Source organism: Enterobacter asburiae (assembly GCA_011754535.1).
GTDB classification, from domain to species: domain Bacteria; phylum Pseudomonadota; class Gammaproteobacteria; order Enterobacterales; family Enterobacteriaceae; genus Enterobacter; species Enterobacter cloacae_N.
On sequence record JAAQVN010000001.1, the window covers coordinates 2,354,833 to 2,367,985 of the forward strand.

At 57.0% G+C, this 13,153-nt stretch carries 13 protein-coding genes; 5 read left to right on the forward strand and 8 right to left on the reverse strand.

The window, feature by feature from the left end:
* Nucleotides 1-8: 8 nt before the first annotated feature.
* The 7 genes from cydB to HBM95_11115 all read right to left on the reverse strand — a co-directional run bounded on the left by cydB (nucleotide 9) and on the right by HBM95_11115 (nucleotide 4,910).
* Nucleotides 9-1,019 (reverse strand): cytochrome d ubiquinol oxidase subunit II, encoded by a 1,011-nt coding sequence (gene cydB, locus HBM95_11085; protein NIH43475.1) that lies wholly within the window; start codon nucleotides 1,017-1,019, stop codon nucleotides 9-11.
* Nucleotides 1,019-2,422, reverse strand: a complete 1,404-nt coding sequence (locus tag HBM95_11090; protein ID NIH43476.1) for a cytochrome ubiquinol oxidase subunit I — start codon at nucleotides 2,420-2,422, stop codon at nucleotides 1,019-1,021. Before HBM95_11090 ends, cydB begins: the two co-directional genes overlap by 1 nt.
* A gap of 66 nt (nucleotides 2,423-2,488) precedes the next feature.
* On the reverse strand, nucleotides 2,489-3,361 hold the full coding sequence (locus HBM95_11095) for a manganese catalase family protein (protein ID NIH43477.1): 873 nt from the start codon (nucleotides 3,359-3,361) through the stop codon (nucleotides 2,489-2,491).
* 15 nt (nucleotides 3,362-3,376) lie between these two features.
* Nucleotides 3,377-3,883: a ferritin-like domain-containing protein gene (locus tag HBM95_11100; GenBank protein ID NIH43478.1), complete on the reverse strand. Its 507-nt coding sequence runs from the start codon at nucleotides 3,881-3,883 to the stop codon at nucleotides 3,377-3,379.
* Nucleotides 3,884-3,908: 25 nt separating this feature from the next.
* Entirely contained in the window at nucleotides 3,909-4,112 is a 204-nt protein-coding gene (locus tag HBM95_11105) for a hypothetical protein (protein NIH43479.1), read from the reverse strand.
* A 23-nt stretch (nucleotides 4,113-4,135) separates the two neighbouring features.
* The gene (locus HBM95_11110) at nucleotides 4,136-4,630 is read right to left on the reverse strand and encodes a ferritin-like domain-containing protein (protein ID NIH43480.1); all 495 of its coding nucleotides are present in this window, start codon (nucleotides 4,628-4,630) and stop codon (nucleotides 4,136-4,138) included.
* A 94-nt stretch (nucleotides 4,631-4,724) separates the two neighbouring features.
* Nucleotides 4,725-4,910, reverse strand: coding sequence for a general stress protein (locus tag HBM95_11115; protein ID NIH43481.1), 186 nt, complete (start codon nucleotides 4,908-4,910; stop codon nucleotides 4,725-4,727).
* A 526-nt stretch (nucleotides 4,911-5,436) separates the two neighbouring features.
* Here HBM95_11115 and HBM95_11120 point away from each other — a divergent pair.
* Together HBM95_11120 and HBM95_11125 are read left to right on the forward strand one after the other, a co-directional pair.
* Nucleotides 5,437-6,780, forward strand: coding sequence for a VOC family protein (locus HBM95_11120; protein ID NIH43482.1), 1,344 nt, complete (start codon nucleotides 5,437-5,439; stop codon nucleotides 6,778-6,780).
* 43 nt (nucleotides 6,781-6,823) lie between these two features.
* Nucleotides 6,824-8,329 carry a carboxylesterase/lipase family protein gene (locus HBM95_11125; protein ID NIH43483.1) on the forward strand — a complete coding sequence of 502 codons (1,506 nt, stop codon included), beginning with the start codon at nucleotides 6,824-6,826 and terminating at the stop codon, nucleotides 8,327-8,329.
* Here HBM95_11125 and HBM95_11130 read toward each other — a convergent pair.
* Entirely contained in the window at nucleotides 8,316-9,158 is an 843-nt protein-coding gene (locus tag HBM95_11130; protein ID NIH43484.1) for a LysR family transcriptional regulator, read from the reverse strand. The two genes, HBM95_11125 and HBM95_11130, sit on opposite strands and share 14 nt — an antisense overlap.
* A gap of 114 nt (nucleotides 9,159-9,272) precedes the next feature.
* Here HBM95_11130 and HBM95_11135 point away from each other — a divergent pair, with 114 nt between their 5' ends.
* The 3 genes from HBM95_11135 to HBM95_11145 all read left to right on the forward strand — a co-directional run bounded on the left by HBM95_11135 (nucleotide 9,273) and on the right by HBM95_11145 (nucleotide 13,124).
* Nucleotides 9,273-10,442, forward strand: a complete 1,170-nt coding sequence (locus HBM95_11135; GenBank protein NIH43485.1) for a pyridoxal phosphate-dependent aminotransferase — start codon at nucleotides 9,273-9,275, stop codon at nucleotides 10,440-10,442.
* A 10-nt stretch (nucleotides 10,443-10,452) separates the two neighbouring features.
* Entirely contained in the window at nucleotides 10,453-11,226 is a 774-nt protein-coding gene (locus tag HBM95_11140; protein NIH43486.1) for a transporter substrate-binding domain-containing protein, read from the forward strand.
* A 242-nt stretch (nucleotides 11,227-11,468) separates the two neighbouring features.
* Nucleotides 11,469-13,124, forward strand: a complete 1,656-nt coding sequence (locus HBM95_11145) for a glucan biosynthesis protein (GenBank protein NIH43487.1) — start codon at nucleotides 11,469-11,471, stop codon at nucleotides 13,122-13,124.
* Nucleotides 13,125-13,153 lie beyond the last annotated feature (29 nt).

Genomic DNA, 13,153 nt, shown 5'->3' on the forward strand with positions numbered 1-13,153 from the left:
AGCGTTCCTCAGTGATAGCCTTCAGTATCCGACACTTTACCCCGGAAAACATAGTAGCTCCAGGCGGTGTACACCAGAATCACCGGAATAATCAGCAGGGTCCCGACCAGCATAAACAGCTGGCTGGCGGGGGGCGCCGCGGCTTCCCACAGAGTGATGCGCGGCGGAATAATGTTCGGCCACAGGCTGATACCGAGCCCGCTAAACCCGAGGAAAATCAGCCCCAGCGTAAGCAGGAAGGGACGCGAGTGGCTGGCCGGGTTGCGGGTCAGGCGCCAGATCAGCACGCTGAAAAGCCCGACTAGCAGCGGAACCGGCAGGAACCAGAAGAAGTTGGGCAGGGTAAACCAGCGGTCGGCTACGTACTGCCAGCCGAGCGGCGTCCAGACGCTGACGACCGCGATGACCACCACCAGGGCCAGCAGCACGTGGCGGGTCAGCTCGCGCATCCGGTGCTGCAATGCGCCTTCACTTTTCATGATAAGCCAGGTGGTGCCCAGCAGCGTGTAGGCGACGACCAGTCCGATACCGCAGAAGAGGTTAAAGGGCGTCAGCCAGTCGAGCGGCGAGCCCACAAATCGTCTGCCCTCAACCTCAAAGCCGTTGATCACCGCCCCCACGACGATCCCCTGGCTGAAGGTGGCGAGCAGGGAGCCACCGGCGAAAGAGTAGTCCCAGAATTTGCGGTGCGAAGGCGTCGCTTTAAAGCGAAACTCAAAGGCTACCCCACGAAAGATGAGGCCGATCAGCATCGCGGTAAGGGGGATGGTCAGCGCATCAATAATGACCGCATAAGCCAGCGGGAACGCGCCGAACAGCCCGGCGCCGCCGAGCACCAGCCAGGTCTCGTTGCCGTCCCACACGGGTGCTACGCTGTTGACCATCACATCCCGCTCTTTCGCATCGCCCACGAAGTTAAATAGCAGGCCGATGCCCAAATCAAAGCCATCCATAATGATGTACATCAGCGTGGCAAAGACGATGATGGCAAACCAGATAACAGAGATATCGACGCCCATCAGTTTCTCTCCTGTTCCGGAACAGACTCCGCGGCAGACAGCGGACGGGCGGGGGTGCCCGACGTGTTTGAGGTCAGCGTATCGACAGGCTGCGGGCCTTTCTTAATCAACCGGATGAGGTAAACATAGCCCACGCCAAACACCGACGAGTAGACAACGAAGAACGCCAGCAGGCTGATGCTCATCTGCAGGGTGCTGTGCAGGGAGACCGCGTCAATCGTGCGCAGATAACCGTAGACGACCCACGGCTGGCGGCCCACTTCGGTGGTTACCCAGCCGGCTAGCAGCGCCACCAGACCCGCGGGCCCCATGCAGAGGGCAAACCACTGGAACGGGCGCGAGTGATAGAGCCTGTGGCGATAGCGTAGCCACAGGCTGACCAGGCCGAGGGTAATCATCAGCAGGCCCATCCCGACCATGATGCGGAACGACCAGAAGACGATGGTTGAGTTTGGGCGATCCTCTTTCGGGAAGTCTTTCAGCGCCGGCACCTGCTTATCCAGGCTGTGCGTCAGGATAAGGCTGCCGAGGGCGGGGATCTCCAGACCGTATTTGGTGCGCTCCTCGTCCATATCCGGCAGGCCAAACAGCAGCAGCGGCGTGGCCTCGCCGGGCGGATTTTCCCAGTGCCCCTCGATGGCGGCAATTTTGGCAGGCTGATGCTCAAGCGTGTTCAGGCCGTGCATATCGCCCACCACGGCCTGGATGGGGGCGACCAGCAGCGCCATCCACATCGCCATCGAGAACATGGTGCGTATGGCAGGGGTATCGTTTCCGCGCAGCAGGTGCCATGCGCCCGACGCGCCGACGAACAGCGCGCTGCTCAGAAACGCGGCGATGGCCATATGGATAAGGCGGTAAGGGAAGGAGGGGTTAAAGATAATCGCCAGCCAGTCCTGCGGAATAACCTGTCCGTTTTCGATAGTAAAACCCTGCGGGGTGTGCATCCAGCTGTTGGAGGCGAGGATCCAGAAGGTCGACATCAGCGTGCCGAGCGCCACCATGCAGGTTGAAAAGAAGTGCAGCCCGGGGCCGACCTTGTTCCAGCCGAACATCATAACGCCCAGGAAGCCGGCTTCCAGGAAGAAGGCGGTTAACACCTCGTAGGTCAGCAGGGGGCCGGTAATGCTGCCCGCGAACTGGGAGAACCCGCTCCAGTTGGTACCGAACTGATACGCCATGACCAGCCCGGAAACCACCCCCATCCCGAAGTTAACGGCAAATATCTTGAGCCAGAAGTGGTAAAGCGAACGCCAGACGTCGTTTTTGGTGCGCAGCCACATGCCCTCCAGCACGACAAGATAGCTGGCAAGACCAATGGTTATCGCCGGGAAAAGAATGTGAAACGAGACGGTAAAAGCGAACTGAATTCTGGCTAGATGGAATGCATCAAGTTCGAACATTGTCCGTACCTCTGAAGCGATGGGGCACGAGAATTACCGGTAGCGCAGGGCTACCGGCAAAACCGATTACGGTTTAGTCTTTCCGGCGCCCAGCTCGGCACCGGTCAGCGGGTCGGAATGTGGATCGGACTTCGTGCGGGCAGACATCGCCTTAACCAGGGTTGCCTGTTCGGTTGTGAGCGTCACACTGGCGCTGCCGTCACCGCCATCCACCGCAGGCTGGGGGGACTCAACGTAATCAAAGTGCTTATCGCTGTTCCAGCTTCCGCGAACCTCTCCACCTTCTGACATATTGTAGTACTTGTTGGTGAATTCCTCGATTGGCGGCAGTTTCCCCGGCGGGAAATTATTACGAATGGACTGTAACGCTTTTTCAAAGGAGAGCTGATGCGCCGCCTCACGCGTCATCAAAAACGCCAGCGCATCTTTTACTCCGGGATCGTCAGTGACGTTGATCAGCCGTTCGTAGATGATCTTCGCCCTGGCCTCTGCCGCCACGTTCGAGCGCAGATCTGCAGTTGGCTCGCCGATGGTATCGACGTAGGCCGCCGTCCAGGGCACGCCCGCCGAGTTAGTGAGCGGTGTGCCGCCGCCGTAGAGCAGGGAAGTGATGTGGCTGTCGTTCCCGTTTTCGGTCATGGACCGATAGAGCTCAGCCTCATTTTCCACCCCTTCCGCCAGCGCGCCTTTGGCACCTTTGTTCAGCATGCCGACCAACGTACCGATGATTTCGAGGTGGCTTAACTCCTCGGTTGCAATGTCCATCAGCATATCCTTACGGCCAGGATCGTCATCGCTCAACCCTTGCGTAAAGTAGCGGCAGGCGGCCGCCAGTTCGCCCTGCGGCCCGCCAAACTGTTCCAGGAGTAGATTGGCGAGACCCGGGTTCGGTTCAGCAACGCGAACCGTGTATTGCAGCTGTTTAACGTGTCGAAACATATAGACTCTCCTGAGTTATTTTTTCGCTTCGACACCCGATGCGTCTGAACGCAGCAGGAACTGTTCCGTCGTCTGCGGGATGTGGCGAATCAGCCAGTCGGCCATCTCGCGCTCTTCCGCCAGGATCGTCTCAATGGCGGGCACGGAGGCACTATCGCCCGCTTTTTTTGCGGCGGCGAGCAGGGAGGTGTAGCAGGCGATTTCAAACTGTTCGAAAACATAGCCGCTGATTGAGCCCTTAACGATTTCATCAGACGGGAACATGCCGCCGATGGACTGACCCAGCGCCGCCATTTTGCTCATCGAGTCTTTTAAAACCGAACGAGAAATATCATTACGGTCGAGGATTTCCTCCAGCAATGTAATTTGCCGTTTTGTCTCATTAATATGCTGTTCAATTCTGGCGCGAACATCGGGATAATTATCGATGCGGCTGGCCATGGATTCCAGCATTGACTCGGCTTGCTTTTCCATCGCATGGGCATCGCGTAGCCAGTCATGGTAGTGTTCTACGTGATTCATCATTGTATCCTCATTAGGGGTTCGCTTATTTGGTCTCACTCTCAGCAGCCTGATCGGCACGCGCGGCACTGTAGCCAGATAAATGGCCGACAATATTGGCGTAAATACTGATGATAATGACCCATAGCACGCTGTTCTTCCACCATATTACGGAAGGGATAGCGAGAATGAACCATATTATAGCTGCCGTTAAATGGCACCGTTTAATTGTCCTGGGACTGATGCTCATTTTATTTAACCTGTGTTATTGCGTCATTTCTGCGCTTTTTGGTTAATATTTACAACGGCCAGATCGGTGAGTTTAAGGTCGGTCTCTTTTTCTTCTTCCAGCGTTTCGGCAAGAAGCTTAACGGCTTTTTTATAGCCAAGTTGTTCTGCAAGCGTTGCTAGAGTACCGTAACTGGCAATTTCGTAATGCTCTACTTTTTGCGCAGCGGCAATTAGGGCAGCATCACGGACTTCATTTTTTTCCGTGCTTTCGATGACTTCGTTGGCTTCTTCAATTAAGCCTTCCATCGCCACGCATTTCATGCGCTTGAGTTTGATACCGTCTTCTTGTTCGACGATCTGGTCGATACGCTCGATCTGGCCCTGCGTCTCTTCAAGGTGTGCGGTAAAGGCCGCGCTCAGTTTCTCGCTGGATGCGGCGCGGGCAAGCTTACTCAGCGCGCGGGTAAGCTGTTTTTCCGCACTGTAGGTATCCGAGAGAAGATGAATAAATACATCCTCAACACTTTTCATATTCATAATTATTACGCTCCGGTAAAATAAGGAGAGGGTACTGCGAGCTTTTCAGCCCGCAGCATGCTCTCTGGTTTTATTAAAAGAGTACTAAATAAGATCAGGAGTTATCAGATTTACGGCCTCCGCCGTGACTGTTCTGTCCCCCTTTCTTACCCGCTTCAGATGCGCGTTGCGGATCGTTTTTAAAATTACCACCGCTGTGCTGGCCACCTTTACGTCCAGCTTCTGATGCTTTTTCACGGTCTTCAGCGAAATTACCGGAACCACCACGATGCTCTGCCATATTAAACCTCATATTCATATATTGGTTATGTCAGTACGATACGAAAATATTCCGTATCACTCGTCGTTCGATTAATAACTTTAGTCGCTATGGGGCATTCGTCAAATGCGTCTTGCTATTTGCGGTTGCGTTATTTTTGAATATTGAACGCTTTGCGCTTCGCCTGACGGGAAAATATTGAGAAGTGGGAGGGACTTGTAAACGTTAGCTAAGATTAGTCCTAAGTTTCGACTAAAAAGTTGAAAGGTGAAGATAAAATAAAGGGCGTGCCATGACTGATTATTTTGCAATCGGCACCGTGCGAAAAATTAATACTTTATAGCTAGAAAACTGAGCCATAAATAATTATAAGGAAAATCCTGGAAAAAGATGACGAGGCGAAAAGCGCGTTTCGGCAGGGAGCGTCAGCGACCGGTAGCACACGGTTTGACCACTGTCGTCTTAAGATCACAAATCAGAAATTCTTCCCCCCGGAAGGAACGGGTTTCTCTACACTCCAGGTAATATTCACTGGAGGCATGACATCATGGCGAACACCATCACGGCTGATGATATTCGGGAACATTTTTCGCAGGCTATGTCGGCGATGTACCAGCAGGAAGTTCCGCAGTACGGCACGTTGCTTGAACTGGTTGCGGACGTAAACCTGGCGGTTCTGGAAAATAACCCACTCTTACATGAACAACTGGCGAATGCCGACGAGCTGGCGCGCCTTAACGTGGAGCGTCATGGGGCGATCCGCGTCGGGACGGCACAAGAGCTTTCCACCCTGCGCCGTATGTTTGCCATTATGGGCATGTATCCGGTCAGCTATTACGATCTCTCCCAGGCGGGGGTGCCGGTCCACTCGACGGCGTTTCGTCCGGTTGATGATGCGGCGCTGTGCCGCAATCCGTTTCGTATCTTTACCTCTCTGCTGCGCCTTGAGCTGATTGAAAACCTGGCGTTACGCGAGCGGGCGGCAGAAATTCTCTCTCACCGAAACATCTTTACGCCACGCTGTCTGGAACTTATTGATCTCCACGAGTTGGAAGGGGGCTTTACCGAAACGCAGGCGCACGAGTTTGTACAGGAAGCGTTAGAAACCTTCCGCTGGCACCGTCATGCAACGGTCGACCAGGAGACCTACCTGGCGTTGAGTCACGAGCACCGTCTGATTGCCGACGTGGTCTGCTTCCCCGGGTGCCATATCAACCACCTCACGCCGCGCACGCTGGACATTGACCGTGTGCAGGAGCTGATGCCGAAGTATGGCATTGAGCCAAAAATTCTGATCGAAGGGCCGCCGCGTCGTGAAGTGCCGATCCTGCTGCGTCAGACCAGCTTCAAGGCGCTGGAAGAGCCGGTGCTTTTCGCCGGTGAACACAAAGGCACCCACACCGCGCGCTTCGGTGAAATTGAACAGCGCGGCGTGGCGCTGACCCCGAAAGGTCGGGAACTGTACGATAGCCTGCTGGCCCAGGCCGGAACCGGTAAAGATAACCTCACGCACCAGCTGCATTTACAGGAGATTTTCAGCGCCTTCCCGGACAGCGAAATGTTCCTGCGCCGTCAGGAGCTTGCCTATTTTCGCTACCGCCTGACCCCGGCGGGAGAAGCCCATCGCCACGCGTTTCGTCCGGGAGACGATCCGCAACCGCTGATCGAGCGCGGTTGGGTGGTTGCTCAGCCGATCACCTACGAGGATTTCCTCCCGGTCAGCGCGGCGGGGATTTTCCAGTCCAATCTCGGGAACGAAACCCAGGCCCGCAGCCGCGGTAATGCCAGCCGCAATGCGTTTGAAGCCGCGCTCGGCTGCCCGGTGTATGACGAGTTTTCGCTCTACGAGGAGGCGGAAACGCGCAGCAAACAGCGTTGCGGTTTGCTCTGAAATCGTTACTCTTCAGGGGTGTGATGGAAAAAATAAGGTTGTTATGCAAAATCCTTCCGCCCCTGTGGTTGAAACGCGCCAGGGCGCACTGTCTGGTTTAACCGATGAAAACGTTCACCGCTGGTGCGGTATTCCCTATGCCGCACCGCCCGTTGGCGAGTGGCGCTGGCGCTCGCCGCGGCCTCCGGAACGCTGGGAAGGCGTGCGTGAAGCCACCGCCTTTTCGCCCTCAAGCTGGCAAAGCAGTGAATATTGTCAGGAGCTGGGCGGGGGCGATCCAGGCCAGTTTTCTGAAGACTGCCTCTATCTTAACGTCTGGTCCCCCGTTGACCGTACCGGGCCGCTCCCGGTCATGGTCTGGCTGCACGGGGGCGGGTTTACGATCGGCGCCGGTGGCCTGCCGCCGTACAACGGCAAAGCCCTGGCATCACGCGGGGTGGTTGTCGTCACGATTAACTACCGTCTCGGCCATCTCGGCTTTTTCGCCCATCCCGCGCTGGAGGGGGAAGAAGAGCGGGTGGTGCATAATTTTGCCCTGCTGGACCAGATCGCCGCGCTCGAATGGGTGAGGGAGAATATCGCCGCGTTTGGCGGCGACCCCAATAACGTCACCCTGTTTGGCGAATCCGCCGGCGCGCGCAGCGTGCTTTCTCTGCTGGCCTCGCCGCTGGCAGCAGGATTGTTCCATAAGGCGATAGTGCAAAGCGGATACACCTTGCCGGACACGCCGCGCGAGCAGGCCCTGCAAAAAGGGGAAGCGCTGGCCGCCCATTTTGGTCTGGAGAACGCGACGGCAGAGCAGCTGCGCGCCATTCCGCCCGAGGCGTTCTGGCCGTTGACCGCGCCGCTGAACATCGCCCCGGCGCCCATCGTCGGGGATTGCGTTCTGCCGGAGGCGATGCTGGACGTCTTTTTCGCCGCCCGCCAGCATCCCGTGCCGGTGATGATTGGCTCCAACAGCGATGAAGCCAGCGTGATGGCGGTGTTTGGGGTCGACCTCGCAGGGCAAATCCAGAAGCTTCGCCGGGAGCGCCGCTTCGGTCTGGGGCTCATCAAGCTGCTTTATCCGGGCGTGAAGGGCGATGAGGAGCTCGGCAGGCAGGTATGCCGCGACATGGCCTTCACCACCATGGGCTACGTGGTGATGCAGGCCCAGCAGCGCGTCGGCGGGCTTTGCTGGCGTTACTGGTTTGACTATGTGGCCGAAGCGGAACATGGCACGTATATCAACGGCGCCTGGCACGGCAACGAAGTTCCCTATGTCTTCGATACCCTCGGCCAGGTGGAGCCTTCACGTCAGTATGTCAATGAGCGGGATCTACAGTTTGCCGCCCAGGTGGCTGATTACTGGGTAAGCTTTGCGCGCGATGCCGGAACGCATGACTGCCTTCACGGGCCGACGCGCTGGCCAGCCTGCCGCAAAGGGCGGGACGTGCTGTTACGTATTGGCGTGAATAAATATGCGGGTTTCAGGCTTGAAAACCGCTTTATGCGCGCCCGCATGAGTCTCTTCAAACGCGTGATGAAGCACCACGTCAGCCTCGATTAAGCAAACAGGCGCGAAACGCCGACAGACCATTTTCCTGGCAAGGCGTTTCGCGTAGCACCAGCCGGTAGCTCGCGCCGGTTTTTACACTTGCTTCATAGGGGCGCATCAGCCTTCCGGCGCGGACATCTTCTGCCACCAGCGTTTCGTCGGCGATGGCAACACCAAGCCCCTGAATGGCGGCGGTGATGGCGAGATCCATCGTATCGAAGTGTTGATTTTTGTGCATAGCAAAGCCCGGACCTTCCTGATTCGCCAGCCACAGTGACCAGTCTGTCTTATCCCTTGTCGGGTGAAGAAACGTCAGCGAACCCAGTGCGGCACCCGCCCTGACGGGGCTGAATACCGGGGTTAGCGCCTCTTCGAACAGCAGATCGCCTGCGCTCATGTGCGTGCCGAAGACGATGGCCGCGTCGTAAGATTCGGTTTTGAAATTGACGTTATGATCGGTGGTGGTGGTGAGCGCGATCTGCAGGTCCGGCTGCTCGCGCTCTACCTCCAGCAGACGCGGCACCAGCCAGCGCATGGCGCAGGTAGGCGCCTTAAGCCGGATCACCGTGTGCAGGCTGCGGGCCTGGTCGGCTACGGTCAGCAGCTGCCCGAAAGCGGACTGCAGCTCAGGCAGCAGGGCGCTGCCCTGGGGCGAGAGGCGCAGCCCGCGCGCGTGGCGCTCAAAGAGCGGAAAACCAAACCACGTCTCAAGAGAAGAAATCTTGCGGCTCACAGCCCCCTGCGTCAGACACAACTCTGCGGCGGCGTGGGTCAGATTCAGGTGACGCGCGGTGACTAAAAATGCGTCGATGGCATTGAGCGGGAGCGAACGGCGCGACATGAAAACACCTCAGCTATGCATTTTTCTCATGGCTATTATGACAACAATTCGATTGTCCCGGCAACGCACTTGTTGTTTGAATAGTTATGCAATGTCCATGAGAAGGGAAAGAGGATGACTTTACGAACGCCAGTGCAAACGCGCTCCAAGCTGCCAGACGTGGGAACCACCATTTTTACCGTTATTGGCCAGCTTTCGGCCCAGCATAATGCCATTAACCTTTCTCAGGGCGCGCCGAATTTTTCCTGCGACCCGAAGCTGATCGCCGGCGTCACCCGCGCGATGGAGGCTGGGCATAACCAGTATGCGGCAATGACCGGCCTGCAGCCGCTCAAGGAACGTATTGTTGATAAAATTGCCGCCCTCTACGGCACGCAGTATGACCCTGCCAGCGAGGTGCTGGTGACCGCCAGCGCCAGCGAAGGGCTCTATTCAGCGATAAGCGGGCTGGTGCACCCGGGCGATGAGGTGATCTACTTTGAGCCGTCGTTTGACAGCTATGCGCCCATTGTTCGCCTGCAGGGGGCAACGCCTGTCGCCATCAAGCTTACGGTCCCGGATTTTGCCGTCAACTGGGACGAGGTCCGTGCCGCCATCACCCCGCGCACGCGCATGATCATCATCAATACGCCGCACAACCCGAGCGGCCAGGTCTTCACGACCAATGACCTGCAGCAGCTGGCGGCGCTGACGCGCAATACCGACATCATTATTTTGTCTGACGAAGTGTACGAACACGTCGTGTTCGATGGGGAACCGCACCACGGGATGGCCACGCACCCGCAGCTGGCGGAACGCAGCGTGATTATTTCTTCTTTCGGAAAAACCTATCACGTCACCGGCTGGCGCGTGGGTTATTGTGTGGCACCCGCAGAGCTGATGGACGAGATATGTAAAGTCCATCAATTTTTGATGTTCTCTGCCGATACGCCAATGCAGCACGCGTTTGCAGAACACATGACCGATCCGCAAACCTGGCTGTCGCTGTCGGCATTTTACCAGCGCAAGCGCGATCTGCTGCACGGCCTGCTGGCCGATTCGCCGTTTACCCTGCTGCCGAGCGCCGGATCGTTCTTTATGCTGGCGGACTACAGCCGGTTCAGCGACGAGCGGGACAGCGAGCTGGTGAAACGGCTGATCGTTGAGTACGGTGTTGCCACCATTCCGCTGTCGGCGTTTTATGCGGACGGCACGGATAATAAATTGATTCGTCTCTCTTTTGCGAAAGATGAGGCGACGTTACGGGCAGGTGCCCAGGCCCTGTGTCGGGTTAAACCACGCTAAGGAGTATGAGATGAAATTACGCGCGTTAGTTGTCGGCATGGGATTGCTGTGTACCTTTTCGTCCTTCGCGGCCACCGAGCTGCGCTACGGTCTGGAAGCGGAGTACCCGCCGTTTGAGAGCCGCAATGCCTCAGGCGAGCTGGAAGGGTTTGACGTTGAGCTGGGTAACGCCATCTGCAAAGTGGCAGCGATGAAGTGCAGTTGGGTGGAAACCTCGTTTGACGCGCTGATCCCGGGGCTGGTGGCGAAGAAGTTTGACGCCATCAACTCGGCGATGAATATCACCGAACAGCGCCGCAAGAGCATTGATTTCACCCAGCCGATCTACCGTATTCCGTCGCAGCTGGTCGGCAAGGCCGGGACGGCGGTTGAGGCGACGCCTGAAGGGCTGAAGGGGAAAACCATCGGCGTGCTGCAGGGCTCCATTCAGGAAACCTATGCCAAAGAGCACTGGGAAAAGCAGGGTGTCACCGTGGTGTCTTATAAAGATCAGAATATGGCCTGGGGCGATCTGCTGAATGGCCGTATCGACGCCTCGCTGGTCATGTCCGCGGCCGGGCAGGCAGGTTTCCTCAGCAAGCCGCAGGGGAAAGGGTTTGGCTTCATCGGCAAACCGGTGTCTGACGACACTATCCTCGGCAGTGGGATCGGTTTTGGGCTGCGTAAAGGGGACGAGGCCACCAAAAAGCAGCTTGATGCCGCGATTGATAAAGTACGTGCCGACGGCACGATCGCTAAACTCGCTGATAAGTACTTCCCGGGTATCGATGTCAGCGTAAAATAACCGCCTCATTTGCCCCGTCAGCTGATGTCCTGACGGGGCATTTTTATACACATTTTCCAGGCTTTCTTTACACCACTTTCGGGCCGTTCTGGTCGACAGAAAATATTTCTCACTTTGTTCAGATAATCACCGGCCAACAATTGGATTCTTAACCATTTTTGTTTAGGCTGTGCGTTCTTTCTTGCCGTCATTTCGCCGAGCGCGAAACACATTCACACGACCATAAGGACGTTTTTCCAGGCATGAATCGCAGACGTTTTCTAAAAGGCTCGCTGGCAGTGGCAGCCCTGAGCGGTACCTCTGGCCTTGCTTCCCTGTTTTCCAAAGCGGCATACGCGGCCGACTCTGACATTGCTGACGGCCAGAGCCGTCGTTTTGACTTCTCCGTACTGCAATCCATGGCGCATGACCTGGCGAAAACCCCGTGGGGGGGCGCGCCGCGTCCGCTGCCGGAGACGCTGGCGACCATGACGCCGCAGGCGTACAACGCCATCCGCTACGATGAAAAGCAGTCACTGTGGAACAACATTGAAGGCCGTCAGCTGGACGTGCAGTTCTTCCATATGGGAATGGGGTTCCGCCGCCGCGTGCGGATGTTCTCGCTGGACCAGTCGACCTCGATGGCGCGCGAGATCCACTTCCGTCCTGAGCTGTTCAGCTACGGCGAAACGGGTGTGGATACCAAACAGCTGGAAGGGCAAAGCGATCTCGGCTTTGCGGGCTTCCGCGCCTTTAAAGCACCAGAGCTGGCGCGTCGCGATATCGTCTCTTTCCTGGGCGCGAGCTATTTCCGCGCGGTGGATGACACCTACCAGTACGGCCTTTCCGCCCGCGGTCTGGCGGTAGATACCTTTACCGACACGCCGGAAGAGTTCCCGGACTTTACCTCTTTCTGGTTTGAAACCGTTAAGCCGGGCGACACTACCTTTACCGTCTACACGCTGCTGGACAGCCCGAGCATCACCGGTGCCTATAAATTCGTGATCCACTGCGAAAAAAGCCAGGTGATCATGGAGGTGGAAAACCATCTCTACGCGCGTAAGGACATCAAGCAGCTCGGCATCGCGCCAATGACCAGCATGTTCAGCTGCGGCAATAACGAACGCCGCATGTGCGACACCATTCACCCGCAAATCCACGACTCTGACCGCCTTGCCATGTGGCGCGGCAACGGGGAGTGGATCTGCCGTCCGCTCAATAACCCGCAGAAGCTGCAGTTCAATGCCTACCTCGACAAAAACCCGAAAGGGTTCGGGCTGCTGCAGCTCGATCGCGATTTCTCGCACTATCAGGACGTGATGGGCTGGTATAACAAGCGCCCGAGCCTGTGGGTTGAACCGCGCAACGACTGGGGTAAAGGATCCATCGCGCTGATGGAGATCCCGACCACCGGTGAAACGCTGGATAATGTGGTCTGCTTCTGGCAGCCGGAAAAACCGGTGAAAGCGGGCGCCGAGCTGGACTTCAAATATCGTCTGTACTGGAGCGCACAGCCGCCGGTGCGCTCCCCGCTGGCGAACGTCTACGCGACCCGCACCGGCATGGGCGGTTTCCCGGAAGGCTGGGCGCCGGGCGAAAATTACCCGAAAGTGTGGGCCCGTCGCTTTGCTATCGACTTCGTCGGCGGCGACCTGAAGGCCGCCGCACCGAAGGGCATCGAGCCGGTGATTACGCTCTCCAGTGGTGAAGCAAAGCAGGTTGAAATCCTTTACGTTGAACCGTTTGACGGCTATCGCATTCTGTTTGACTGGTACCCAACGTCGGATTCGACGGAGCCGGTGGATATGCGCCTGTTCCTGCGCTGCCAGGGCGATGCCATCAGCGAAACCTGGCTGTATCAGTATTTCCCGCCAGCGCCGGATAAACGTCATTACGTTGATGACCGGGTAATGCGTTAACGATCGATTCCCTCTCCCTCCGGGAGAGG

Excerpts from the sequence above, each read along its gene's own strand:
- cydB (NIH43475.1), bottom strand. The coding sequence starts at position 1,019 with ATGGGCGTCGATATCTCTGTTATCTGGTTTGCCATCATCGTCTTTGCC.
- HBM95_11090 (NIH43476.1), bottom strand. The coding sequence starts at position 2,422 with ATGTTCGAACTTGATGCATTCCATCTAGCCAGAATTCAGTTCGCTTTT.
- HBM95_11095 (NIH43477.1), bottom strand. The coding sequence starts at position 3,361 with ATGTTTCGACACGTTAAACAGCTGCAATACACGGTTCGCGTTGCTGAA.
- HBM95_11100 (NIH43478.1), bottom strand. The coding sequence starts at position 3,883 with ATGAATCACGTAGAACACTACCATGACTGGCTACGCGATGCCCATGCG.
- HBM95_11105 (NIH43479.1), bottom strand. The coding sequence starts at position 4,112 with ATGAGCATCAGTCCCAGGACAATTAAACGGTGCCATTTAACGGCAGCT.
- HBM95_11110 (NIH43480.1), bottom strand. The coding sequence starts at position 4,630 with ATGAATATGAAAAGTGTTGAGGATGTATTTATTCATCTTCTCTCGGAT.
- HBM95_11115 (NIH43481.1), bottom strand. The coding sequence starts at position 4,910 with ATGGCAGAGCATCGTGGTGGTTCCGGTAATTTCGCTGAAGACCGTGAA.
- HBM95_11120 (NIH43482.1), top strand. The coding sequence starts at position 5,437 with ATGGCGAACACCATCACGGCTGATGATATTCGGGAACATTTTTCGCAG.
- HBM95_11125 (NIH43483.1), top strand. The coding sequence starts at position 6,824 with ATGCAAAATCCTTCCGCCCCTGTGGTTGAAACGCGCCAGGGCGCACTG.
- HBM95_11130 (NIH43484.1), bottom strand. The coding sequence starts at position 9,158 with ATGTCGCGCCGTTCGCTCCCGCTCAATGCCATCGACGCATTTTTAGTC.
- HBM95_11135 (NIH43485.1), top strand. The coding sequence starts at position 9,273 with ATGACTTTACGAACGCCAGTGCAAACGCGCTCCAAGCTGCCAGACGTG.
- HBM95_11140 (NIH43486.1), top strand. The coding sequence starts at position 10,453 with ATGAAATTACGCGCGTTAGTTGTCGGCATGGGATTGCTGTGTACCTTT.
- HBM95_11145 (NIH43487.1), top strand. The coding sequence starts at position 11,469 with ATGAATCGCAGACGTTTTCTAAAAGGCTCGCTGGCAGTGGCAGCCCTG.